Source organism: Glaciimonas sp. GNP009 (genome assembly GCF_054343755.1).
Window position 1 is genome coordinate 2,762,066 of the sequence record NZ_JBTGUV010000004.1, and the last position, 23,521, is coordinate 2,785,586.

The 23,521-nt window shown below is 49.3% G+C and carries 22 protein-coding genes; 12 read left to right on the plus strand and 10 right to left on the minus strand.

The features are described 5' to 3' along the window. Positions 1–100: 100 nt before the first annotated feature. The 3 genes from ftsZ to lpxC all read left to right on the plus strand — a co-directional run bounded on the left by ftsZ (position 101) and on the right by lpxC (position 3,287). Positions 101–1,288 carry a cell division protein FtsZ gene (ftsZ, locus tag ACXX82_RS13005; protein WP_322235350.1) on the plus strand — a complete coding sequence of 396 codons (1,188 nt, stop codon included), beginning with the start codon at positions 101–103 and terminating at the stop codon, positions 1,286–1,288. A gap of 369 nt (positions 1,289–1,657) precedes the next feature. Then, the gene (locus ACXX82_RS13010) at positions 1,658–2,161 is read left to right on the plus strand and encodes a peroxiredoxin (protein ID WP_322235353.1); all 504 of its coding nucleotides are present in this window, start codon (positions 1,658–1,660) and stop codon (positions 2,159–2,161) included. A 190-nt stretch (positions 2,162–2,351) separates the two neighbouring features. Then, complete coding sequence (gene lpxC, locus ACXX82_RS13015) at positions 2,352–3,287, plus strand: UDP-3-O-acyl-N-acetylglucosamine deacetylase (protein ID WP_322235357.1); 936 nt, start codon at positions 2,352–2,354, stop codon at positions 3,285–3,287. Positions 3,288–3,502: 215 nt separating this feature from the next. Here lpxC and ACXX82_RS13020 read toward each other — a convergent pair whose 3' ends face one another. After that, positions 3,503–4,015 carry a hypothetical protein gene (locus ACXX82_RS13020; protein WP_322240393.1) on the minus strand — a complete coding sequence of 171 codons (513 nt, stop codon included), beginning with the start codon at positions 4,013–4,015 and terminating at the stop codon, positions 3,503–3,505. Positions 4,016–4,081: 66 nt separating this feature from the next. Between ACXX82_RS13020 and ACXX82_RS13025 the strand changes: the two genes are divergently transcribed. The 5 genes from ACXX82_RS13025 (at position 4,082) to ACXX82_RS13045 (ending at position 11,336) form a co-directional block, all read left to right on the plus strand. After that, positions 4,082–5,044, plus strand: coding sequence for a M23 family metallopeptidase (locus ACXX82_RS13025; protein WP_322235359.1), 963 nt, complete (start codon positions 4,082–4,084; stop codon positions 5,042–5,044). Positions 5,045–5,455: 411 nt separating this feature from the next. Beyond that, positions 5,456–8,221 carry a preprotein translocase subunit SecA gene (secA, locus tag ACXX82_RS13030; protein WP_322235362.1) on the plus strand — a complete coding sequence of 922 codons (2,766 nt, stop codon included), beginning with the start codon at positions 5,456–5,458 and terminating at the stop codon, positions 8,219–8,221. 417 nt (positions 8,222–8,638) lie between these two features. After that, on the plus strand, positions 8,639–9,877 hold the full coding sequence (gene argJ / locus ACXX82_RS13035) for a bifunctional glutamate N-acetyltransferase/amino-acid acetyltransferase ArgJ (protein ID WP_322235364.1): 1,239 nt from the start codon (positions 8,639–8,641) through the stop codon (positions 9,875–9,877). Between the two features lie 64 nt (positions 9,878–9,941). Beyond that, complete coding sequence (locus ACXX82_RS13040) at positions 9,942–10,817, plus strand: ATP-binding protein (RefSeq protein WP_322235366.1); 876 nt, start codon at positions 9,942–9,944, stop codon at positions 10,815–10,817. A 69-nt stretch (positions 10,818–10,886) separates the two neighbouring features. Continuing rightward, positions 10,887–11,336 (plus strand): NUDIX domain-containing protein, encoded by a 450-nt coding sequence (locus ACXX82_RS13045; RefSeq protein WP_458563058.1) that lies wholly within the window; start codon positions 10,887–10,889, stop codon positions 11,334–11,336. 86 nt (positions 11,337–11,422) lie between these two features. Here ACXX82_RS13045 and yacG read toward each other — a convergent pair whose 3' ends face one another. The 4 genes from yacG to ACXX82_RS13065 all read right to left on the minus strand — a co-directional run bounded on the left by yacG (position 11,423) and on the right by ACXX82_RS13065 (position 14,021). Continuing rightward, a complete protein-coding gene (gene yacG, locus ACXX82_RS13050) occupies positions 11,423–11,608 on the minus strand; it encodes a DNA gyrase inhibitor YacG (RefSeq protein ID WP_322235371.1) in 186 nt (61 codons plus the stop codon). 18 nt (positions 11,609–11,626) lie between these two features. After that, positions 11,627–12,382, minus strand: coding sequence for a cell division protein ZapD (gene zapD / locus ACXX82_RS13055; protein ID WP_322235373.1), 756 nt, complete (start codon positions 12,380–12,382; stop codon positions 11,627–11,629). An 84-nt stretch (positions 12,383–12,466) separates the two neighbouring features. Beyond that, the gene (coaE, locus tag ACXX82_RS13060; protein ID WP_322235375.1) at positions 12,467–13,123 is read right to left on the minus strand and encodes a dephospho-CoA kinase; all 657 of its coding nucleotides are present in this window, start codon (positions 13,121–13,123) and stop codon (positions 12,467–12,469) included. A 7-nt stretch (positions 13,124–13,130) separates the two neighbouring features. Then, positions 13,131–14,021, minus strand: coding sequence for a prepilin peptidase (locus ACXX82_RS13065; RefSeq protein WP_322235376.1), 891 nt, complete (start codon positions 14,019–14,021; stop codon positions 13,131–13,133). 575 nt (positions 14,022–14,596) lie between these two features. On the opposite strand from ACXX82_RS13065, the gene ACXX82_RS13070 reads away from it, so the two are divergent. The 3 genes from ACXX82_RS13070 to sorB all read left to right on the plus strand — a co-directional run bounded on the left by ACXX82_RS13070 (position 14,597) and on the right by sorB (position 17,756). Continuing rightward, entirely contained in the window at positions 14,597–15,496 is a 900-nt protein-coding gene (locus ACXX82_RS13070; protein WP_322235379.1) for a LysR family transcriptional regulator, read from the plus strand. A 368-nt stretch (positions 15,497–15,864) separates the two neighbouring features. Continuing rightward, on the plus strand, positions 15,865–17,073 hold the full coding sequence (sorA, locus tag ACXX82_RS13075) for a SorA family sulfite dehydrogenase catalytic subunit (protein WP_458563993.1): 1,209 nt from the start codon (positions 15,865–15,867) through the stop codon (positions 17,071–17,073). A gap of 11 nt (positions 17,074–17,084) precedes the next feature. Beyond that, positions 17,085–17,756 carry a SorB family sulfite dehydrogenase c-type cytochrome subunit gene (gene sorB / locus ACXX82_RS13080; RefSeq protein ID WP_322235381.1) on the plus strand — a complete coding sequence of 224 codons (672 nt, stop codon included), beginning with the start codon at positions 17,085–17,087 and terminating at the stop codon, positions 17,754–17,756. Positions 17,757–17,859: 103 nt separating this feature from the next. Here sorB and ACXX82_RS13085 read toward each other — a convergent pair whose 3' ends face one another. Further along, positions 17,860–18,186: a hypothetical protein gene (locus tag ACXX82_RS13085; RefSeq protein ID WP_322235384.1), complete on the minus strand. Its 327-nt coding sequence runs from the start codon at positions 18,184–18,186 to the stop codon at positions 17,860–17,862. Between the two features lie 130 nt (positions 18,187–18,316). After that, positions 18,317–18,529, minus strand: coding sequence for a hypothetical protein (locus ACXX82_RS13090; protein ID WP_322235386.1), 213 nt, complete (start codon positions 18,527–18,529; stop codon positions 18,317–18,319). Positions 18,530–18,853: 324 nt separating this feature from the next. Between ACXX82_RS13090 and ACXX82_RS13095 the strand changes: the two genes are divergently transcribed. Then, positions 18,854–19,660, plus strand: coding sequence for an SDR family NAD(P)-dependent oxidoreductase (locus ACXX82_RS13095; RefSeq protein WP_458563994.1), 807 nt, complete (start codon positions 18,854–18,856; stop codon positions 19,658–19,660). Here the strand turns inward: ACXX82_RS13095 and ACXX82_RS13100 are convergent. From ACXX82_RS13100 to pilB, 3 genes are all read right to left on the minus strand, one after another. Then, a complete protein-coding gene (locus ACXX82_RS13100) occupies positions 19,650–20,144 on the minus strand; it encodes a hypothetical protein (RefSeq protein WP_458563059.1) in 495 nt (164 codons plus the stop codon). The two genes, ACXX82_RS13095 and ACXX82_RS13100, sit on opposite strands and share 11 nt — an antisense overlap. 52 nt (positions 20,145–20,196) lie before the next feature. Beyond that, positions 20,197–21,438: a type II secretion system F family protein gene (locus ACXX82_RS13105; protein ID WP_322235392.1), complete on the minus strand. Its 1,242-nt coding sequence runs from the start codon at positions 21,436–21,438 to the stop codon at positions 20,197–20,199. Positions 21,439–21,586: 148 nt separating this feature from the next. After that, positions 21,587–23,308, minus strand: a complete 1,722-nt coding sequence (gene pilB / locus ACXX82_RS13110; RefSeq protein ID WP_458563060.1) for a type IV-A pilus assembly ATPase PilB — start codon at positions 23,306–23,308, stop codon at positions 21,587–21,589. Between the last annotated feature and the right edge of the window lie 213 nt (positions 23,309–23,521).

Sequence of the window (23,521 nt, forward strand, 5' to 3'; positions counted from 1 at the left end):
CGTGGTTAATGTTATTTGTGTAACGCGCAGTTGTCAGTTGCTAGGCCTCACACCGCGTGATGCCTATTGACTGGATGCTGCAACTTTATAAGGAAACATCATGGAAATCGATATACTTGACAATGCAACGCTGGGTACCGTGATTAAAGTCGTTGGCGTCGGTGGCGCTGGTGGCAATGCGGTTCAGCACATGATCAACAAAGGTGTCTCGGGAGTCGAGTTTATCGCTGCCAACACCGATGCCCAGGCGCTGAAGCACTCCAAAGCGCACAACGTTATCCAGATCGGTGAGACCGGTTTGGGTGCGGGGATGAAGCCTGAAGTAGGCCGCCAATTAGCGGAAGAGTCACGCGCGCGGATTGAAGATGCGCTGCGTGGTGCGCACATGGTATTTATTGCGGCCGGTATGGGCGGCGGTACTGGCACCGGTGCCGCGCCAGTCGTCGCACAGATCGCCAAGGAACTTGGCGCGCTGACAGTGGCGGTGGTGTCCAAGCCATTTTCGTACGAAGGTCAAAAATGCATGGACCTCGCTGACGAAGGCTTGGAAGCGTTATCACAACACGTTGATTCGCTGATCATCATTCTCAATGAAAAACTGGAAGAGATTTACGAAGACGACAGCATGGTCGAATGGCTGGAACACGCCGATGACGTACTCAACAATGCCGTCGCCGGGATTGCAGAAATCATCAATGTGCCGGGTCATATCAACGTCGATTTCAATGACGTCAAGACGATCATGGGTGAACAAGGCAAGGCGATGATGGGGACGGCAACTGCGCACGGCGTTGACCGCGCACGTCTGGCGGCAGAGCAGGCAGTTGCATCGCCATTGCTGGACGGTATCGATCTGTCGGGTGCACGTGGCGTGCTGGTCAACGTCACCGCAAGCCGCAGTCTCAAAGGTAAAGAAATCAAAGAAGTAATGGCTACCGTTCGTGCGTTTGCTGCACCGGACGCATCGATTGCACAAGGGATCGCTTACGACGAAACCATGGGCGACGATATCCGCGTTACCGTGGTCGCAACCGGTCTTGGCCGTGCGCGCAAATCGGTTCAACTGGTGCAGCCACAAATGTTGCGCACGGGAACGCACAACGAGCCGATGATGCAACACGGTCACGCCAATTCACATTCTGTCGGCCACGGTAGTTCGTCGTTTGACGGGATGAAAGCGCCAGCAGTATGGCGTCGTGAATCTGCGTCGGACACAGTACGCGCTCTGGAAAAGAATGGCATGGAAACATATGACATTCCGGCTTTCTTGCGCAAACAAGCGGACTAAGCAAGCCGACTAAGCAAGCGGACTAACCGAAAATGGCTATTGTTATTTGAAGCAAGACCAGTCAACGGTTGGTAGCGGTTTGTCCGCCAGGAAACGTTGACTGTAAATCGCTTCAACCTCTGCAGAAATGTGGGGAACAAGGCATACTTTAGAACGTCGCGACCTTTTTGGCGCGGCGTTTTTTTTAATCTTTTTATTTAAATATTAAGATTAAAAATTTAAGAATAAAAAAACAGACGGTAGTTCGTTGAGTGTAAGAATTCAGCGGATAAAGTGTTAATAGATTATTTGGCTGCGCCATAAAGTGGCGAGCAATTCTTATCCATTTTGTAGTACCAATAAAACCACCCAGATATAAGGACAATCATCATGACAATCAAAATCGGCGATACCTTGCCTGAAGGCCAATTAGCAGAATTCATTGAAACAGAAACGGAAGGTTGTTCGTTAGGACCAAATACTTTTAACGTCAGTGATTTAGTAAAGGGCAAGAAAATTGCCTTGTTTGCTGTGCCCGGTGCATTTACGCCGACCTGTTCGGCAAAGCATCTGCCCGGTTATGTTAAACACGCCGCGGAATTCAAAGCGAAGGGCGTAGACGAAATTTGGGCCATTTCAGTCAATGATGCGTTTGTTATGGGCGCTTGGGGCCGCGATCAAAAAGCGACCGGTGCCGTGCGTTTGCTAGCTGATGGAAATGCATCTTTCGTAAAGGCGTTGGGTCTGGACGCAGATTTTAGCAAAGCAGGCATGGGAATACGCTCACAGCGTTTTTCTGCGTTTATTGATGATGGTGTAGTTAAACAATTGAACGTTGAAGCGCCGAAGACATTTGAAGTATCGACGGCGGAAGTACTGTTGTCGCAAATATAATATTGAGTCGGTTGCGACCCATTTGCTGAACGAGTTATTGGTAATTAAACGGCGCGATTGCGCCGTTTTTTATTGGGGCTCCTATAATTAGCGCATTTTGCGTCGAAGATGGCCCTAATCCGTGTTTTTTATCCCACAATGACCACACTTCGTTACAGTCGCTGTTGGCGGCAACATCTATAATGATGACATGTTGAAACAACGCACCATCAAAAAAATTGTCAAAACCGTCGGTATCGGATTGCATTCCGGAACCAAGGTTGAGTTGACCTTGCGCCCGGCAGCGATAAACACCGGTATTGTTTTCCGTCGTATCGATCTCGATCCAGTCATTGACTTTCCTGCAACCGCCACTGCGGTGGGCGACACGCGAATGGCGTCAGTGCTGTCCAAAGATGGTCAACGCGTATCGACGGTCGAGCATCTGCTTTCGGCATGCGCAGGTCTCGGCGTTGATAATTTATACGTGGATCTGACCGCGGAAGAAATTCCCATCATGGATGGTTCTGCCTCGTCTTTTGTGTTTCTGCTGCAGCAGGCCGGTTTGGAAGAACAAGGCGCGGCGAAAAAGTTTATTCGAGTCAAAAAAACGGTGGAAGTCAGGGAGGGCGAGGGCGACAAGGAAAAATGGGCGCGGCTCGAACCTTGTGACGGTTTCAAGCTGAAATTCTTTATTGAATTTCATCATCCTGCTGTCGATGGGACAGGACAAACCGCCGAAGTTGATTTCAGTTTTGAGTCCTATGTGAAAGAAATTGCCCGTGCGCGCACTTTTGGGTTCATGCAGGATGTTGAAACTCTCCGAGGAATGGGCTTGGCGCGTGGTGGTTCATTAGAAAATGCGATCGTGATGGACGAGTATCGTATTTTGAACAGTGACGGCCTGCGCTACGAAAATGAATTTGTGCGGCACAAGATATTGGATGCTATTGGTGATTTGTATCTTATCGGCCATCCGTTACTTGCCAGTTACACCGCTCACAAGTCCGGTCATGCGATGAATAATCAATTATTGCGCGCACTGTTGGCACAACCCGATGCGTACGAAATTGTCAGCTTTGAAAACCTTGCATCTGCACCTGATACGTATCAGCGTCAGGTTGAGCAGGAATGGGCGTTGAACTAAGCAGCATTGTCTCGTTAGCGTGGATCAGGTGATTAAATTTTCACTTTGAGCGCTAACGATGGACTTTTTTTGCTGCATCATTAATTCCCACCATCCCACCATCCCACCATCCAATTCCTACGAGATAGATTGTTTAATTGGCAATTTCTTTTATCGTGTCTAATGGCATGCCGCAGTCATTCAGCGTAACCATGAATATATTCGGTCTGCGCGCTTTATCTACTCTGTTCGTCTGTGTATCTTTTGACCATTGCGGCAAGAGCCGCTTTCAATGCTTCGTTGCGCGGCGACTCTTCTAATGCTCCAGCCAGATGCGCGAATGCGGAAACTGCAGTCGGCGTGAGGCTAAATTGTTTAATTGGCGTTAATTTTTGTAGGCTTTGGCTTACTTGTACTTTGATCCGAATTCCATTAACCTGCCAGTTCTCCGCAAGTAAATAATTCTGAAGTTTTGGTAGTTGTTGTTTTAACTTCGTTGCTAATGCCGCGTTTGGGGCCGAGAGAACTAGTTGGCCTGATTCAAAATGCAATACCTCGCACGCTTCAAACATGCTTGGTAAGCCAGCGGCACACTGTTTTTGTAAAGCCGCCATACGAGTAAGGGTTGGCAGCAGCGCTGCCATTTTGTCGTTGTCGCGCAGGAAGTCAGTGGCCTCTCGGGAGATCCATTTGGACGACTTCGAACCGGCCGCTTGCATAAATGAAGAGGAAAATGAGAGTTTGCGCATGATCACGAAACGATATCACACCTATTACGCGAAGGGCGATCTAACCGCTATTGGCGAGCGGCCGCGATGCAAGTAATTCTTCTGCATCCCCGTTTCTCTCGTGCTAAATCGATCACATTAGGTGGTCGTCATATTGCAATGTTGATCGTGTTATTTCTGATAGCGGTATTATTGACGACGGTGTTGCTGTATTTTCTGACATTTCGTTATGCTGGTAGCGTATCTATACCTTTTATGAAGACGCCAGTCTCCTTCAGCAACACTGGGAGTGTTCCTGACAATGATAAATTTTTGAAAGAAAATCTCGCCGCAATGGCCATTAAATTAGGTCAGATGCAGGCGCAGTTGCTCCGCCTTGATGCATTGGGCGAGCGCGTTCAGGGTTTGGCGGGTGTGAAGCCGGAAGAGTTTAATTTCAAAGGGACACCGGGAACTGGCGGCGCAGAGCCGTCCAGCATGAATGAACGGAAGTCACGGGCGTTCGGCATTACTGAGTTCCAATTAGCGCTGGATTCGATGGCGCGTGATATTGGTCATCGGGCCGATTATATGGATGTGCTTGAATCCACATTAATGAGTGACAAAATCAAAGCAAAGCTGTTGCCGACCAACCAACCGGTTGCAGTAAATTACAACTCATCCAGTTTTGGATGGCGAGTGGATCCTTTTACCGGCCGCAGTGCGTTCCATGAAGGGTTGGATTTTCCGGCAATGACCGGCACGCCGATTGTTGCAGCCGCAGCCGGAGTAGTTATTGCCGCAGAATATCATCCGGCCTACGGCAATATGCTCGAGATTGATCACGGCAACGATATCGTTACTCGTTACGCACATGCCTCCAAATTATTGGTAAAAGTGGGTGATATCGTGCAACGCGGACAACATGTTGCGGATATTGGCAGTACCGGACGTTCTACTGGACCGCACCTCCATTTTGAAGTCAGAATCAAAGGCGGCGCTCAAGATCCGCGCAAGTTTCTTGCGGCTGGTACCGATCAGGCAAAAATGGCGGTATTGATCGGGAGGTAGTTAATTTTTTGACACTTTATTAAATGTCAATATACAAAAGTCTGATACAAATTGGATAAGGGGGGATTGTTTCCTCGCGCATAACCCCAACGTGACGGAGGTCACATGATAAAATCTTGTACTTATGTGGTTATAGGACTTAAGCAAAACCGCCTCAGCGGAGTCATGCCTACCAGCGTTACATCCGTAATGCCGTCTTTATTAGGGCTAGCTGAGGCCATTTTGCATACATCCTAAGTTATAGTCTTACGGCCTGGTTTTAGTGATTTTGGGCTTGTTATGTATTTTGTTCGCTTCGCCTTCCTTAATTGTTTAAGGCTCGCGCTTCGCCTTTACGTTAATGGCTGATATAAACGGAGCAGTTTGTGTGAAAACGCGCAATAACTCCGATACTTTTTTTAGAATCCAAGCATGTCATTACTGACCCAGATTTTCGGTAGCCGCAACCAGCGACTGCTCAAGCAATACCAAAAAACTGTAGGCCAAATTAATGGCCTCGAGTCGACAATGGAAAAATTGTCGGACGCGCAGTTGAAAGCTAAAACGGCCGAGTTCAAACAGCGCATCACCGATGGTGAAAAGCTGGATGATATGTTGCCGGAAGCGTTTGCAGTGTGTCGTGAGGCTGGCAAGCGGGTTCTCAAAATGCGCCATTTCGATGTCCAACTAATTGGTGGCATGGTGCTGCATTACGGCAAAATTGCCGAAATGGGCACCGGCGAAGGTAAAACGTTAATGGCAACGTTGCCAGCGTACCTGAACGCCTTGTCAGGCAAGGGCGTTCACGTGGTCACAGTGAATGATTACCTCGCACAGCGCGACGCTGAGTGGATGGGGCGCTTATATAGTTGGCTTGGATTGACTACCGGTGTGAATTTGTCCGCGGTAGAGCATGACGACAAGCAAATTGCTTATTTAGCTGATATTACTTACGGAACGAATAACGAATTCGGTTTCGATTATCTGCGCGATAACATGGTGTTTGAAGCCGGTGATCGTGTGCAGCGGGTGCTGAATTTTGCGATTGTTGATGAAGTCGACTCGATTTTGATCGACGAAGCGCGGACGCCACTGATTATTTCGGGTCAAGCTGAAAATCACACTGATTTGTATCAAAAAATTAACTCCTTGCCGCCGCTACTGACACTACAAGTTGGTGAAGAAACGCCTGATGGCAAAGGTAAAGTTGAGATTCCGGGCGACTATACCAAGGATGAAAAAGCGCATCAGGTCTTGCTGACCGAAGCCGGGCATGAAAAAGCCGAGCAAATTTTGACCAATATGGGTCTGTTGGCAGAAGGCGCGTCGCTGTATGACGCGGCTAATATCAGTCTGATACATCATTTGTATGCCGCTTTACGCGCGCATTCCCTGTACCACAAGGATCAGCATTACGTTATTCAAAACAACGAAGTCGTTATCGTCGACGAGTTTACCGGCCGCATGATGCAGGGACGTCGCTGGTCAGATGGTTTGCATCAGGCGGTTGAGGCCAAAGAAGGCGTTCAGATTCAGAACGAGAACCAGACCTTAGCGTCGATCACGTTCCAGAATTATTTCCGTATGTACGGGAAACTGGCTGGCATGACCGGTACTGCCGATACAGAAGCCTACGAATTCCAGGAAATCTACGGTTTGGAAACCGTGGTTATCCCACAAAATCGTCCGAATCAGCGTAAAGATCGCCAGGATCAGGTTTATAAGACTTCAACTGAAAAATACAACGCAATGCTGATCGATATTCAGGATTGCTATGAGCGCGGACAACCAGTGCTGGTGGGTACTACTTCCATCGAAAATTCAGAGTTGCTGTCAGGTATTCTGGATAAAGCCAAATTGCCGCATAACGTTTTGAATGCCAAGCAACATGCACGCGAGGCGGAAATTATTGCGCAAGCGGGTAGTCCGAAGGCAATTACGATCGCCACCAATATGGCGGGTCGTGGTACCGATATCGTATTGGGTGGCAATGTAGAGAAACAGGTGCAGTTTATTGAGGCAAACACTGAGCTCGGCGACACCGAAAAACAATTGCAATCAGCCAAGCTGGTGAACGAATGGCAGTCACTGCATGATCATGTGACGAACGCCGGTGGTTTGCATATCATTGGTACTGAGCGTCATGAGTCGCGCCGGGTAGATAATCAGTTACGTGGTCGGGCAGCGCGTCAGGGCGATCCTGGATCGTCACGCTTTTATTTATCATTGGACGACGCATTGTTGCGGATTTTTGCTGGTGATCGGGTGCGCTCCATCATGGATCGCCTGAAGATGCCAGAAGGCGAACCAATTGAAGCGGGTATCGTCTCGCGTTCAATTGAGTCCGCTCAGCGCAAGGTAGAAGCGCGTAACTTCGATATTCGTAAGCAATTGCTTGAGTATGATGACGTTGCCAACGATCAGCGCAAAGTGATTTATCAGCAGCGTAATGAGTTGCTGGAATCCCGAGACGTGTCGGAGATGGTTGGTTCGCTACGTCACGGCGTCCTAAACGATACTTTCCGTACCTACGTGCCAGCGGAATCGCTCGATGAGCAATGGGACATCCCGTCGCTCGAAGCGGCGTTGACCAACGAGTTGCATCTAGAAATTCCGCTCGCCAAGGTGTTGGAGTTAGAGCCTAATCTGACCGATGATGAGTTGTTGGACCGCGTGTTAAATGCGGCAGATGCTGAATATGCGGCGAAAACGGAAGTCGTTGGAAAAGAGTCATTTGCTGGTTTCGAACGTAGTGTCATGCTGCAAAGCGTTGACAGTCATTGGCGTGAACATTTGGCCGCGCTGGATCATTTGCGTCAAGGTATTCATTTGCGTGGTTATGCGCAGAAAAATCCGAAACAGGAATACAAGCGCGAGGCATTTGAATTGTTTGGCCAAATGCTTGATCTCATCAAAAATGAAGTTGTGCGTGTGGTGATGACGGTGCGCATCGAAAACCGCGCAGAAATTGATGCGGCGGAAGAGGAGTTGTCGCACTCACATTTGGAAAACGTCCATTTCCAGCATGCTGAATTTAATCCGAATGCAGGCGCCGAAGAGCTGTTGGCCCCGACTGCACATCCGGACGAGGCAAGATTACAAGCCCTTGTTGACGCTGTACCAAAAGTGGGACGTAATGATCCATGTCCGTGCGGAAGCGGCAAGAAATACAAGCAATGTCACGGTCAATTGGCTTAATGTGATTTTCGTAATTGATTGGTAAAGGCCGTTATCACCTGCGTTGTCTTTAAGCAGAGCGTATGCGCCACCTTTCAAACTGCAAGTGGTGTCCAACTCGTTGCGAAGTTGCTTAGATGCTACCCTTAAGTCGCTTTTAAGTTGATTTTAAGCTGCTCCTAGCTGTAAAAAAAAGTGAAGGCAGAGCCGGGAAACCAGCTCTGCCTTTTTTTCCGCCCTACCAGTGCCATCGATTGCACCGATTCCTGCTTATCCGATTTAAAATAGCTGCCTTGATTGATCGCAGTACGCACATTTTTTATCTGTTATGCATAGTTAGCGGCATTATTTCAGCGGCATGAAGGCTAATGGCTATGGCGCAAGATGCGGAACAGATTTTAGCTACTTTTCTTTTTATTTTCCCCGCAAAGGATTCTCATGGCCGTCAATTCCCCCATTCCCGTTGCTTCTGATCTGAAGCCCGTAGCCGGTATTGAACTCGGTTATACAGAAGCCGGTGTGCGCAAAGCTAATCGTAAGGATTTACTGGTCATGAAACTGGCCCCAACGGCGACCGTCGCTGGTGTTTTTACGCTGAATCGATTTTGTGCCGCGCCGGTTCAGGTCAGTAAAGCCCATCTTGAGGCCGCACGCGTGTCAGGTGAGCCGATTTGTGCGTTAGTCATTAACACAGGCAATGCGAACGCTGGCACTGGCGAAATGGGTCTGGCAGCGGCCAATAGAACCTGTGTCGCATTAGCGGAACTGATTGGATGCAATCCAGCCCAAGTTTTGCCATTTTCAACTGGCGTCATTTTGGAGCCTTTACCGGTGGATCGGATTGAAGCTGGGTTGCCAGGCGCGCTTAACAATCTGTGCGCTGATAATTGGTTCAATGCCGCAGAAACCATCATGACCACCGATACGCAGCCTAAAGCGGCATCGCAAACTGTGATCGTCGCTGGAAAGAAGGTCACAATGACTGGTATTAGCAAGGGCGCTGGCATGATCAAGCCAAACATGGCCACCATGCTTGGTTTTCTGGCAATGGATGCCAAAGTCGCGCAACCAGTATTGGATCGCCTAGTCAAGCAAGCGGCTGACCAATCTTTTAATTGCATCACCATTGATGGCGATACGTCGACCAACGACTCCTTCATGCTGATTGCAACGGGCTTGGGCGAGTTGGAGGTCAACAGCTTTGATTCGCCTGAATATAGCGCGCTGGCAGCGGCCGTGACTGAGTTGTCGCAGCGTTTGGCGCAAGCCATTATTCGCGATGGCGAAGGAGCGACTAAATTCATTACCGTTACGGTAGAAGATGGTTTGAATGTTGAGGAATGCAGGAAGATTGCCTATTCAATAGGGCATTCACCGCTGGTTAAAACTGCTTTTTTTGCTTCCGATCCTAACCTCGGCCGGATTCTGGCAGCGATCGGCTACGCTGGCGTTGATGACCTTAATGTCGAAAAAATAAATCTTTATCTCGATGATGTCTGGGTCGCCCAAAATGGTGGACGCAATCCTGATTATCTGGAGGAAGACGGTCAACGGGTAATGAAGCAAAGCGAAATCACTGTGCGCGTGAATCTTGGGCGCGGTGACGCCACAGCGACCATCTGGACCTGCGACCTTTCGCACGAATATGTCACCATTAATGCCGATTACCGCTCTTGATTGACTGATGGCGATCCATCGGACTCAATTTCCATCGCCGTTTGAATAACTGGATTGACTTTATATGACGCAATTAGACCAATTCCTACTCCGTGCTGAATCTATGCTGGCACGTCTTGAGGCAATTTTACCCAGCGCCAATGCCGAACCTGACTGGCAGTCGGCAATCGCCTTTCGCTGGCGTCAACGCAACGGTAGTCAAGGCGGTGGCTATTTGCAGGCGGTGCGTCATATATCGAATATCGGCTTATCGGACCTGCACAATATCACCCCGCAAAAGACGCAGATTGACCAGAACACCCGTCAATTCGTTGATGGCAAACCGGCTAATAATGTACTGCTTACCGGTGCTCGTGGTACCGGCAAATCGTCGCTCATCAAGGCGTGTCTGAATCATTACGCTGATCAGGGCTTACGTTTGATCGAAGTCGACAAGGATCATCTTTCGGATCTGCCGGACATTGTCGATTTGGTTGCTGGTCGTGCCGAGCGCTTCATCATTTTTTGCGATGATTTATCGTTTGAAGAAGGCGAGAGCGGCTATAAGGCGCTGAAGGTCGCGCTCGATGGCAGCATTGCGACGCAATCGGACAACGTATTGATTTACGCCACGTCCAATCGTCGTCATCTGTTGCCTGAGAAAATGTCAGACAACACCTCTTACAAAACGACCGAGGATGGCGATTTACATCCAGGTGAGACCGTTGAAGAAAAAATTTCACTTTCTGAGCGGTTTGGTTTGTGGGTGACGTTTTATCCGTTTAAGCAGGATGATTATCTGGATATTGTGGCGCACTGGCTTGGCCATTTCGGCTGTAACGCCGCGCAAATTGCAGATGCGCAAGGCGATGCGCTGCGCTGGGCCTTGCAGCGTGGGTCGCGTTCGGGCCGGATAGCGTGGCAATTTGCCAAGGATCATTCCGGTCGGATGACGTCATGAATGTTGGCTAATAACTGAGTACTAACTACTAAACACTAACGGTGGTCATCAAACAATGGTATCAAAATAATGACAGCGAACAGTGCACCCATTAACGTCGCAGTGGGTATTTTGATGCGGCCCAATGGAGATGTTTTGTTGGGCCAGCGGCCAGAGGGAAAACCTTACGCCGGCTATTGGGAGTTTCCGGGCGGGAAAGTTGAAAGCGGAGAAACGATCTTTGCAGCGCTGCAACGGGAGTTCATGGAAGAATTAGGCGTCGAGATCATCTCGGCCGAACCATGGTGTGGCGTGCAGCATCAATATCCCCATGCAAACGTGCGATTGCATTTTTACGTTAGCAGGGATTGGCGTGGCGAACCCCAAAGTCTCGAAGATCAGGCGTTTGCCTGGCAAGGCAGCGTTGCGGTAGAGCCGTTGCTTGAGGCGACCATTCCGTTAATTGCATGGTTGGATCAACTACGAACAGTAGCAACGACGACAGCGAGTGGTTTGGATGAAAGATTGACAATTAGCTAGCGCCCATGAGGTCAATGATAGCTTATAAGCAACGCACAAACTAGCGCTAGAGAAGCTGCTTTGGCGTTTGCTCCTTGCGGTGAACGCTATTGCGCCAGCTTATTGTCGTCATCAATATCATCTGGCGGGTTGACCGCCGGAATTGTGTATTTCTCTTCGGCCCATGCGCCAAGATCAATTTGCTTGCATCGCTCAGAACAAAAAGGGCGAAATTTGTTGGCTTCGGTCCATTCAACTTTGGCGCCGCAGGTAGGACAATCGACAATAGCCATATATTCAGAAATCTTAAATCAAAAATTGCAAAGAGTCAGTTCGAATGGGACTTCACCTTCGAAAGCTTTAGGTTTGAGGTCGCCGCCCTGAGACGTATAGCGTATCCAAAGCATGTATTTATTGGCAGATATTTCAGGGATTGCACCGAGTTCCTCATCGAGCGTTATACGCAACATCTGATAAGACTTGCCTTGCAGCATTTGCTGATAGCTACCGTTATCGGCGCTGATTTTGATTGGGTGGCCGGTCTCGCGAAGCAAGCGCAAAACGATGCCAATTGCATCAAATAGTGGGGCAAGCGGCGCAAACCAACTTAGGATGTCTGCGTAGCGTTTTTCCGCGGAATGCTGTTGCCATGCGTAGTATGACGGCAAATCGAATTCACATGCGCCACCTGGAATAATGGTGCGACCGCGAATACTCATTAACCATTCGTTTTCACGGATATGCTGACCAGTTTTGCCCTGCATTCCCTTCAATGCCTCGCTGGTTTGATCCAGTTCGTCCAGCACCGCGTCCAGCATTTCGGGGAGTACGTTTGGATTTGAACGGAAGCCTAATAATGTTTGTCGCTGGCGCTCAAGTTCTTGCAGCAGGTCCATTTTCAGATCGGCGCGCCCGGCAACTTCCAGCATCTCGAAGATGGTGGATAGCGCGACGTGATGTTGTAAGGGACTTTCCTGACTGACAAAAAAAACGAATTTTTCGTGCAAGTCTTCCAGTCGCAACAACGTACGTATGCGCTCGTTGAAAGGATATTCGTAAACGATCAAAATGACATCCCTTTATGTGTGGGCACGACAAGTAGTGATTCTGACCGATGCGAAGCGAAATTACAAACTCTCCGCCATTTTTCTTTAGACCGGCGGTACTAAAGACAGGTAGAAAGCATGCAATTTATCCACTTGAGGCACCAATGCCGCAACATTAGAGTTGTTAAAAATAACATCATTTGCCACTTGCAAGCGCTGCGTCCGTGTTGCTTGTACGGCCATGATCGCTTGCACTTGTGATGCGGTCATCGTATTGCGTTGCATCACTCTTTCGATTTGCGTCTGCTCGTCACAATCAACGACTAATACGCGCGTTACGCGTTGTTTCCAGCTACCGGACTCCACTAATAACGGAATTCCCAACATCACGTAAAGCCCGCGCGCCGCCTGAATCTCCAGCGCAGTTCCGGCACGAATTAAAGGATGCAGGATTGCTTCGAGGCGCTGTTTGGCAGTGGCATCTGAAAATACAAGTTCGCGCATTTTTTTGCGATCCATGGCGCCGTTCGGCGCAATGAAATCGCGACCAAATGCGGCGTGGATCGCTGCGATGCCAGCGCCATTGGCGGCAGTCAGCTGATGGGCGATCATATCAGTATCGATGACTGCAACGCCGCGCTCGGCAAACAGATTAGCAACGGTGGTTTTTCCGCTCCCGATACCGCCCGTTAAGCCGATTAAAAACGGCACAGGTAATATGGCGTCTAGTGGATTTGAATCCGATATCAAGGGTTGGGCCATGTTGAGGTTATACGACAAAACCGAAATAGGCTTCTAAAATCGGGTGGCCGTAGAGCAATGCAAGTAGTCCTGCTCCCGCCAGATAAGGTCCAAACGGAATAGGTTTGTCGCGCCCCCGACGGCTGAAAATGATCAGCAAAATTCCTACAAATGCGCCCACCAGCGACGAAAAAAGAATAATAACCGGTAGCATCTTCCAACCCAGCCATGCGCCTAAAGCGGCCAATAGCTTAAAGTCGCCATAACCCATGCCTTCTTTACCGGTTGTCAGCTTGAACAACCAATATATTGACCATAATGCAATATAACCAGCCGCGGCGCCGATAACCGCGTCGATTAACGGTACAAACGTTCCACCAATATTAATGAGCAGACCACCCCATAATAAGCTCAAGGTCAGATCGTCTGGAAGCAATTGCGTATCGGCATCGATGAATGTCATGGCCAGCAAAAAATAGACGAACAGCAACGTTGCCAATCCCGTCCAGCCACTTCCAAACCGCCAGATCAGGAAGCCTGAAAGTAATCCGGTCACCAATTCGACGATAGGATAGCGTTTCGAAATAGGTGTCTTGCAGGACGCGCATTTGCCGCCTAATACGAGATAACTTATTACCGGAATGTTCTCCAGGGCACCGAGTTGGTGATGACATTGGGGGCAAGCGGAGCGGGGTAAGGTCAGATTGTAGCGATCAGTGTGCGGCAATTCCTTGCCACTTTCCTGCGCAACGTAGTTGTCGGATTCGCGTTGCATCATTTTGGGCAAGCGATGTATGACGACGTTTAAAAAACTGCCAATCAGCAATCCAAAAATAGCGGCAAATAGGGCGGGAATCAGACTTCCTGCGGGTGCAAATAAGACACCACCGAACGCGTTATTCTGTAAAAACTCATTCATCCGTGTGGTCGCTTTGAGAGGTTAGTGTGGCTTTATTCGTTTGGCAGATATTGCCTGGACCAATCGGTTTTATCATTCTGTGCTTTTTCGAATTTTAACATTGCGTTAGCCTCGCAATAATAAGAAAGGGGCAAAGCGTAAAAATTGATACGCAGCAAAATGCAATGGTAGTTTTATTACAGCACGGATAGGGGGGATAAGGTGATTTTAAACGGCAATGTTATGGGGTTTTCTTAATTTTCTCCATGCCATAAAGAGCTCGGAATATCGTTGGATACATCTCTTTAGCGAAGCAATAACCCCTCTAATCGAGGCCAAAGATCAAATAAGGCGCATGTGCTTTAAAAGAATATACCTAAATAATAGGTAGGTAATACAAATAATAATTGTTTTACAGGTATTGCATTCGACGTTATAATTTTGAGCGATCAGAATGACAATCACCTTAAAGATCAACGCTTTACAAAAAGTGTCATGCGCCAAAAGTAGTACAACTAGCGATCCAGCAAATAATCGCAATGGATCAGAGTGGTTTTCTGGCTCATTAAAAATTTTTGAGGAAATGCATCAGGCCCATGCGACTGACCCTTAGACAATTGCAAATATTTCTTGCCGTGGCGCAAGAGGGAAGTACCACAGCGGCCTCAAATGCGGTTGCCTTGTCGCAGTCCGCGACCAGCGCGTCCTTAAATGAACTGGAGATGCTGTTAGGGATTCAATTATTTGACCGGGTTGGAAAACGTCTGTTACTCAATGATAACGGACGGTTGATGTTGTCGCAGGCGCGACAAATACTGGATGCGGCTATGACGATAGAACAACAATTTATGACCTCTATGGCGTCTACCGGTGGCGGCATGCGCATTGGTGCAAGTTCGACGATTGGCAGCTACTTATTGCCGACCATGCTTGCTAGTTCGATTCATCGCGATGCGGACAGCTATCCACGGATCACGATTGCCAATACGGCAGATATCACAACAGCGGTCAGCAATTTTGAGGTGGATATCGGACTTATTGAAGGTCCCAGCCACCGTTCAGATCTGGAAGTAGAACCGTGGATACGGGATGAGTTAATTATCGTCGCCGCACCGACGCATGCTCTTGTCGTGAGTAAGTCAGCCGGAAAAGTATCGTTAAAATCACTGCGGGGCGCAGGTTGGTTGATGCGTGAGGCAGGGTCTGGCACGCGTGAAGCAGTTGAATATGCGCTGCTACCCCATCTGCATTCAGTACGAACGGTATGCGAGTTCAGTAATTCCGAAGCGATCAAATATGCTGCGGCGGAAGGCTTGGGGCTGGCTTGCCTGTCACGTTGCGTGGTCAAAGATATTATTGAGATGGGACGATTGGTCGAGGTCAAAACAGTGCTGCCAGAACTGAACAGACAGTTTTATCTAGTACGTAGTAGATATAAAATCCTATCGCCTCGGTTGCTGCATTTTCACAAATTTTGTCAGGAATGGACCCGATAATACTGCATCAAAATGACAGCATTTTTGCTGCAATGTTTGTCCTAAGTGAGTTCTTCTGCAGAGTGTGTTGAGTCAATCCGTCGCCAGCTTGTGCCAGACCAGAAGGCAGGCGATTCAGTCAGGTTATATGTTTTAGCGAGCCATAAAACTATCACTACACGCGCAAAATCGTTCCAGCGGCATTACACCTTCTAACGTACTGTCTGCATGACTAAAACCCTATTGCGTAAGACCGAAATAACCATCACCAAATCAAGGAGATTTTATCCATGAACGCCAAGCTGAAAAACCTTGCCTTATCTGGCGAACCCGAAATATCCCCGCTGCCTGACCTATCCACGTTATCTCCAACTTCGCGGCGTCGCTTCATGCGCGGAGCGAGTTTGCTCGCAGCAGGTCTGGCGGCCAACCCGCTCGCAAGTCTCGCCGCAACCATCCAGGCCAAAGACGACGGCGTAACCTTTGCTGATGGTCCGCGGGAATTGATCGCCTATCCGCAAAAGCGTCCGCTGATTCGGGTTACGACCCGCCCACCACATTTAGAGACGCCATTCGAGGTATTTAATCACGGTCCTATTACGCCTAACGATGCGTTTTTTGTGCGCTATCATCTGGCAAATATTCCCATTTCGGTTGATCTGAAAACTTATCGACTGACGGTGACGGGACTGGTCAGCAAACCCTTGAGTCTCTCTCTGGCTGAGCTGAAATCATTGGCTGAACCGGTCGAAATAGTGGCCGTTAATCAGTGTTCAGGGAACAGTCGCGGCTTTTCATCGCCGCGTGTGTTTGGCGCACAGTTGGCGAATGGTGCCATGGGCAATGCGCGGTGGGTGGGCGTGCCACTCAAGACTGTACTTGAAAAAGCCGGTGTTGGCGCGGGAGCCAAACAAGTCACCTTTAACGGCCTCGATCAGCCGGTATTGCCCAGCACCTCAGATTTCAGAAAAGCGCTGGACGTCGAGCACGCGTTAAGTCCAGACGTGCTGCTTGCCTGGAGCATGAACGGAGAAGATCTTCCCTATTTGAACGGCTATCCTTTGAAACTGATAGTACCCGGTTATTTTGGTACTTACTGGATCAAGCATCTGTCCGAGATCGAAGTCATTGATCACACTTTTGACGGTCACGATGCCCTGTTCATGACTACCGCTTATCGTGTGCCGGATAACGACTGCATGTGCGTGGCGCCAGGCACAGCGCCTGATAAAACCAGACCAATCTCGACCTTGCCAATACGCAGTTTTATCACCAACGTCGCCAATGGCGGTGTATTGGCATCCGGTCGCATGGTGGAACTTAAGGGCATTGCTTTCGACAGCGGTGCTGGCCTGAGAACGGTCGATGTCTCTATCGATGGCGGACAGAGTTGGCAGCCCGCCAAACTCGGTCGTGATCTGGGACGCTATTCCTTCCGCGAGTGGAGTTTGCCGGTACGTTTCAGTCAACGCGGTAATGCCGTGTTGCAGGTGCGAGCCAGTAACAAGCAGGGCGAGGTACAGCCAGCCATTGCCAGCTGGAATCCCGGCGGATATCGACGCAATGTCATCGAATCGACCAACGTCACCATCGCTTAAGGAGAATGCTCATGAAACGTCTTGTAATTGCATGTGCTGGCCTCTCATTAGTCAGCGTTGCGCTGCTGGCACAGGCCGCACCTAACATCAATACACTACCGCCCGAAACAGCAAAATTAACCTTCTCAGCTTTGCCCGGTTATATGATCGCGATGCAAAAATGTGCCATTTGCCATTCAGCCGATTATGTCAAATATCAACCGCCGGGGATGACGTTAACGCAATGGACCGCTGAGGTCGGTAAGATGCAGCATCTGTATGGCGCACCGGTCACCGATGACGATGTCAAAAAAATAGGTGCCTATCTGGCTGTGACTTATGGTACCGCCAAAGAAAGCGCTTTACCCGCAGAGCTGAAGACTGCTGCGGTTAACGCGCCTGAAACAGCGCTGAATCCCAGCGCTACGACGCCAGCTTTGCCGGTCGGAAAAAGTATCGATGCCAAAGCACTCCTTGCGGCTAATAGTTGCCTGAGTTGTCATGCCATCGACCAAAAAATCGTCGGTCCGTCCTATCACGATGTCGCACTCAAGTATCACGCTGATCCTGAAGCGGTAAGCAAACTTGAAACCAGTATTCGCAACGGCGGCGCTGGTAAATGGGGCGCGATTCCGATGCCCGCCTTTGCACAACTAAAGCCGGAAGAGCTGCGCGCATTGGCCGAGTTTGTGTTGAAGCAATAAATTTAACCATGTTGTGCAGACCGTTGCGCAACATGGTTAACGCTGCATTGCAGCGCAAACGCACCGCAACCACGGTTAAATGACCTTATCGATTAGTAATGCGTTATACAGCGTTAGTGCTGATGCGGTCATTCATTCTGTCGATACGACGTGCCGCCATTTCTGCGAGAAGTTGGGATGACGATAATGCGAGGCGCAGCAAGGTCTCGGTATCGAGATTGTTGAGCGTTGGCATCGTTCCATCATCTCTATCCGTATTACTCAAATGCGCCAGATCAATGCATGTTTTTACACCTTGGCAGATATCCACTGTCAGGGCATAAAATTGCGCATGCTCGTCGCCTTTAAGCTGAGGTAAAAGCCATGAAAACGATGTATGGAATGACTCTGTTGCGGAAGCTGACGGTGGAGTCCTGGATGGCTCGGTCATGATTGCACCTCGCACTTGGTGAGCAAGTTTGCGACAGCGTCGGCTTGGTTAAGTAATTTATCGAAGATTTGTAAATCAGATTGTCGGTGCGTGATGATTCTTTGCATTTGTGACTTCCGTAAGTGGCGGTTTAACCGCGCCCTTCCGGAAGGTATATAGCAGGGACAAAGACCGATACCCACAGCGACCGGCAACCCGAAGGTTCCCCACCATTGCCGACCAGTGACGGCGCAACAAAGGTAGAAGCACGAAACGGCATTACGCCGTATGTGCGCTGTAGGTAATTCAGGCGACTAAACCCGGTCCCCTTTTTCTCAGAGACGCGATGAGTATAGAGCAACATCGCGTCTTTTTGAAGCGCCAATTGTTATTCGGTACTGATCACCCATCTAATAGGCAACGCTATGGAAGCTACGTCGTCAGCCTATTTTTGTGCAACTAGAATTGCTTTTAAGTCGGTCTGGGTAGTAGGATGGTTGGCCTTCTCAATTCAAGATAAATTGTTTTTGTGAAAACGAGATTGCGTGCAAGGTTATTGCAACCAACGCGGTTGCAGCGCATGGTATTTATCTCCTTCATAATTAATCATTTCAGCATCATAATCACCAATTTTCTGTCCTTACGCACACTGCTTATCGACCATTATCATATTCACAAAAGGGACTATATGAATACGCACGCACCATCTCGTGTTGCCGTCGTCACAGGAGGTGCCCGAGGGATTGGACGCGCCATTGGCGAATGGTTTCTTCGCCATGACTACAAGGTCGTCCTGTTGGATCGGGAAAACGCCATTCTGGACCAAACCGTGGCGGAGATCGATCGTCCCGATGATGTGTTAGCGGTCTACTGTGATGTGTCTGATCCTGCGCAGGTTGACCGGGCCGCCGGAGAAGTGATCGCAAGGTTCGGCCAGGTTGATGCGCTGGTGAATAACGCTGGCGTGGCTATCTTCAAGCCGACGCTAGAGATGTCCTTTGATGAGTGGCGCGCAATTATGGCAACGAATCTCGATGGCGTATTCCTTTGCTCGCAAGCCTTCGGCACGCTGATGGTGAACAACGGAGGCGGTGCTATCGTCAACATCGCATCAATCTCGGGCTTGAGAGCCAGCACGCTACGCATGGCTTACGGCACCAGCAAGGCCGCGCTGATCCACATGACAAAGCAGTACGCGGTCGAATTCGGCAGTGTCGGAGTGCGTGTCAATGCCGTCGCACCCGGTCCGGTCGAAACTGAAATGGCAAAGCTGGTCCACAGTGCGGCGATCCGTTCAGACTACTACGACGCCATTCCACTAGGCCGGTATGCCACCACCGAAGAGATGGCCAACGTCGTCGGATTTCTATGCAGCGACGAGGCCAGCTATGTCAACGGGCAGGTCGTGGCGGTTGATGGAGGCTTTGACGCCACCGGTGTTGGCCTCCCGACGCTGCGGCGGCAGAAAGCCGGGGCAGGGCAGACTAAAGAATAAAATCCGACAACACGATTCGGCAGGAGCCGTTTTGAAGGCGCAGTTCTTTGCGTTGAGAGGCGATATCGTGCATGACTTTGACCACGTATTGCCGTTGGCGCGGTGGTGCGCCAACCTTCTCAGGCATCAAGCTGGCAACTGCGATCGCCTTTTCCACGTTTCCGGTCAACGCCACTCCGCTAACAGAGCATTTCGAGCATCTGGTGCATTCTGGAAGCGTTGGCGGCTTCGGTCTGGTTTCCAGGCGGCCTATGCTAACCGCATCAACGGCATAACGGAGTTGGATTAACTCTCGCGGAAATGCAAGCGCTGCGGCCGTCCGCACAACATCAGCAATGTGGTTAGCAAACACACCAGCGATTACACATAATCCAATTGTCTTACTGCCAGTGGTTTCCTTCACTTTTCCGACCATAAACGGACTGAAGATGCTGCCTGGTTGACCAAATGAATTGATGAAAGCGATACCTGTTGCAGTCACCATCTGAAAGTCGTGCAGACAGTTTATGCAGTTCCATCTTGAAAGCTGCAAACATTCACACCACCGCACCGAGTTTAAAGATCGGCAAGTACATCGCAATGACAAGTCCGCCAATCAGGACGCCCAAGATGACCATAATCAAAGGTTCCATCAAACTCGACATGGATGCCACTGCATCATCCACTTCAGCCTCATAGAAGTCAGCGACTTTACCGAGCATTTGGTCGAGCGCACCGGACTCTTCACCGATTGAGACCATTTGCGTCACCATATTGGGGAACACTTCGGAGTTTTGCATGGCGACTGTCAAACTGGTACCTGTACTGACTTCACTTTGAATTTTTTTGGTCGCGTCCAGGTAGACTGCGTTGCCGGAAGCACCACCGACGGAGTCCAGCGACTCTACTAAAGGAACGCCCGCCGAAAACATAGTGGCAAGTGTGCGAGTCCAGCGTGCGATGGTCGCTTTACGTATTACGGCACCGAAGATGGGCGCTTTTAATAGGGCAACATCCATAAAGCGCTGTACTTTTAATGAGCGTCTCCATGATTGGAACAGCAGGTACAGTCCGCCGAAAATACCGCCAAAGATGAAGTACCAGTTTGCAACAAAGAAGTCGGATATCGCCATCACAACCAACGTTGGGCCGGGTAAGTCAGCGCCAAAGCTCGCGAATACGGTCTTGAACGCAGGAACGACCCAAATCATGATAACTGCGGTGACGACGAAGGCGACGACCAGGATTGATACCGGATAAAACATGGCCGATTTGATCTTACTTTTGATGGCGAGTGTTTTTTCTTTGTACGTGGCCAGACGCGCCAACAAATCTTCGAGAATACCTGCCTGTTCACCCGCGCCGACCAGATTGCAAAATAGTGGATCAAAGTAGAGCGGAAATTTTCGAAAGGCCTGATTCAGACTTGTGCCGGTTTCCACATCCGCCCGGATATCGTTAATTAGCTTCGACACAGATGGATTGGCATGTCCCTTGGCGACGATGTCAAATGATTGCAATAGCGGCACGCCAGCCTTCATCATTGTTGCCAATTGACGAGTGAATAACGCGACGTCTTTTTCGGAAATTCTTTTGCCGCTGCGGAATGTCTTTTTCTTTAGCTTGACGACCAAAATGCCTTGCCGGCGCAACGTAACATTGACCAGCGTTTCACCGCTGGCACGCATCTCACCGCGGACCAATCGTCCTTTTTTGTCTTTACCTTCCCAGGCGTAGATAAATTCTTTGACCTGGCGCGCACTTGTGGTGTTTCGCGCATTTGGTGTAGCAGTTGCCATGACTTTCTTCCTCTTTATCAGGGTTTACGCAAAATCATCCAAGTTGTTCAGATCGCTCTGGTTTCGCGGTAGTTGCTAACCTTACAGTTGCCATGTTTTCATTGGTATGTCGTACTGGAACGATATTGCGTAAGTCCTATTCATGCATCTAGTTATTGGTGCAGCCGAGCACTTCTTCGAGGCTGGTCATTCCTTGTTTGACCTTGATCAAACCTGATTGACGTAAAGTGCGGACTCCCTCCAGTTTTGCCTGTGCCTCAATTTCCAGCGCGGTACCATGCGTCAGAATGATACGTTCTAACGCTTCGGTAATCGGCATAATTTGATAGATACCAACGCGGCCCTTGTAGCCCGTGCCATTACAGCGCTCGCAGCCAAGCGGTTTATACGGCGTCCAGGTACCATCGAGATCATCCTCTGAGAGGCCTGCCTCGATCAGTGCTTCATCCGGAATAGAGACTGGTTGTTTACAACTACATAGTCGCCGCGCCAAACGTTGTGCAGTGATCAGGATCACGGATGACGCAATGTTGAATGGTGCTACACCCATGTTCATCAGTCGTGTCAGCGTTGATGGCGCATCGTTGGTATGCAACGTAGAAAAAACCATATGCCCGGTTTGCGCGGCTTTGATCGAAATATCCGCCGTCTCTAAATCGCGGATCTCACCAACCATGATGATGTCGGGATCTTGTCGCAGGAAAGCCTTAAGCGCCACTGGAAATGTCAGTCCGGTACGATCATTGATGCTCACCTGATTGACGCCGGGCAAGTTGATCTCGACCGGATCTTCAGCCGTCGATATGTTGATGCTGGGCTGATTGAGAATGTTCAGGCAGGTATAGAGGGAGACGGTTTTACCTGAACCGGTTGGTCCTGTGACCAGCACCATTCCATATGGCCGCTGGATGGCTTCCATCAAAATTTCTTTTTGCTCGGGATCATAACCAAGTGCATCGATCCCCATCTGGGCCTGACTTGCATCCAGAATCCGCATGACGATTTTTTCACCGAACAAGGTTGGTAAGGTACTTACACGAAAATCGATTGCACGGGTCTTGGACACAACAAGTCGCATGCGGCCATCCTGCGGCACGCGTTTTTCGGAGATATCCAGTTTTGACAAAACCTTGATGCGAGAGGCGAGTTTTTCTTTGATCGATAACGGTGGTTGGGCCATATCGCGTAAGACCCCATCTACACGGAAGCGAATGCGATAAAACTTTTCAAACGGTTCAAAATGAAGATCCGACGCACCTTGATTGATGGCATCGGTTAATATTTTTTGCAAAAAACGCACTACCGGCGCGTCGTCGATTTCATTGGGTGCATCAATCGCAAGCGGAGCGTCTTCCTCTACGAAGTTTATGTCGTCCGAAACCCCGATCATTTCGTTGAGGGTTTGCTCGTTGCTTTTCGTGTACTTTTGAATCTGTTTTAGTAAGGCGGGATGTTCGGCAATGATCGGTTCGACCATCAACTCTGTATGAAACTTGATTTGATCGAGCGCCTGCGTATTTGTTGGATCTGAAATCGCGACATAAATTTTGTTGCCGCGTTTTGCCAGGGCCAGAACTGACTGACTTTCCATCAACTTGGTGTCAATGGCTTTTGCAGGTAACAGACTTATATTAAAGGCGGCGAGATCCACAAGTGGATAGCCAAACGTTTCTGCGCAAAATTGCGCAAGGCATGAGGCATCCAATTGCCCGCTTGCAAGCAATGCATCAATAAAGCGCATCTGTTCATTGCTGGCGGTTTTATGTAAGCCGTCAACTTGATCGACTGTCAGTCGTCCGGCCTGCACCAGTGCACGCGCCAATCCGGACATTGGACTGCTTAGATTAATATTAGGAAGAACTGCAACCATAGAAAATTTACGTAAAAAGAGCTACTCGGGCAACCGCCATACCGACGATCATGCCTTTGCGAAACTGTTCTGTAAAGACTTTGTGCGCGATTCTGTCGTAGTTTTAGGCGATTACTTAAGTAACGTGTTGTTATAAAGTTGTCTATAGTAAATAACATCCTTTACTTAATAGTCTGACTAGTTAAATCCTGTCGCAAGTCACTAGCCAGATTG

Excerpts from the sequence above, each read along its gene's own strand:
- ftsZ (WP_322235350.1), top strand. The coding sequence starts at position 101 with ATGGAAATCGATATACTTGACAATGCAACGCTGGGTACCGTGATTAAA.
- ACXX82_RS13010 (WP_322235353.1), top strand. The coding sequence starts at position 1,658 with ATGACAATCAAAATCGGCGATACCTTGCCTGAAGGCCAATTAGCAGAA.
- lpxC (WP_322235357.1), top strand. The coding sequence starts at position 2,352 with ATGTTGAAACAACGCACCATCAAAAAAATTGTCAAAACCGTCGGTATC.
- ACXX82_RS13020 (WP_322240393.1), bottom strand. The coding sequence starts at position 4,015 with ATGCGCAAACTCTCATTTTCCTCTTCATTTATGCAAGCGGCCGGTTCG.
- ACXX82_RS13025 (WP_322235359.1), top strand. The coding sequence starts at position 4,082 with ATGCAAGTAATTCTTCTGCATCCCCGTTTCTCTCGTGCTAAATCGATC.
- secA (WP_322235362.1), top strand. The coding sequence starts at position 5,456 with ATGTCATTACTGACCCAGATTTTCGGTAGCCGCAACCAGCGACTGCTC.
- argJ (WP_322235364.1), top strand. The coding sequence starts at position 8,639 with ATGGCCGTCAATTCCCCCATTCCCGTTGCTTCTGATCTGAAGCCCGTA.
- ACXX82_RS13040 (WP_322235366.1), top strand. The coding sequence starts at position 9,942 with ATGACGCAATTAGACCAATTCCTACTCCGTGCTGAATCTATGCTGGCA.
- ACXX82_RS13045 (WP_458563058.1), top strand. The coding sequence starts at position 10,887 with ATGACAGCGAACAGTGCACCCATTAACGTCGCAGTGGGTATTTTGATG.
- yacG (WP_322235371.1), bottom strand. The coding sequence starts at position 11,608 with ATGGCTATTGTCGATTGTCCTACCTGCGGCGCCAAAGTTGAATGGACC.
- coaE (WP_322235375.1), bottom strand. The coding sequence starts at position 13,123 with ATGGCCCAACCCTTGATATCGGATTCAAATCCACTAGACGCCATATTA.
- ACXX82_RS13065 (WP_322235376.1), bottom strand. The coding sequence starts at position 14,021 with ATGAATGAGTTTTTACAGAATAACGCGTTCGGTGGTGTCTTATTTGCA.
- ACXX82_RS13070 (WP_322235379.1), top strand. The coding sequence starts at position 14,597 with ATGCGACTGACCCTTAGACAATTGCAAATATTTCTTGCCGTGGCGCAA.
- sorA (WP_458563993.1), top strand. The coding sequence starts at position 15,865 with ATGCGCGGAGCGAGTTTGCTCGCAGCAGGTCTGGCGGCCAACCCGCTC.
- sorB (WP_322235381.1), top strand. The coding sequence starts at position 17,085 with ATGAAACGTCTTGTAATTGCATGTGCTGGCCTCTCATTAGTCAGCGTT.
- ACXX82_RS13085 (WP_322235384.1), bottom strand. The coding sequence starts at position 18,186 with ATGACCGAGCCATCCAGGACTCCACCGTCAGCTTCCGCAACAGAGTCA.
- ACXX82_RS13090 (WP_322235386.1), bottom strand. The coding sequence starts at position 18,529 with ATGTTGCTCTATACTCATCGCGTCTCTGAGAAAAAGGGGACCGGGTTT.
- ACXX82_RS13095 (WP_458563994.1), top strand. The coding sequence starts at position 18,854 with ATGAATACGCACGCACCATCTCGTGTTGCCGTCGTCACAGGAGGTGCC.
- ACXX82_RS13100 (WP_458563059.1), bottom strand. The coding sequence starts at position 20,144 with ATGGTGACTGCAACAGGTATCGCTTTCATCAATTCATTTGGTCAACCA.
- ACXX82_RS13105 (WP_322235392.1), bottom strand. The coding sequence starts at position 21,438 with ATGGCAACTGCTACACCAAATGCGCGAAACACCACAAGTGCGCGCCAG.
- pilB (WP_458563060.1), bottom strand. The coding sequence starts at position 23,308 with ATGGTTGCAGTTCTTCCTAATATTAATCTAAGCAGTCCAATGTCCGGA.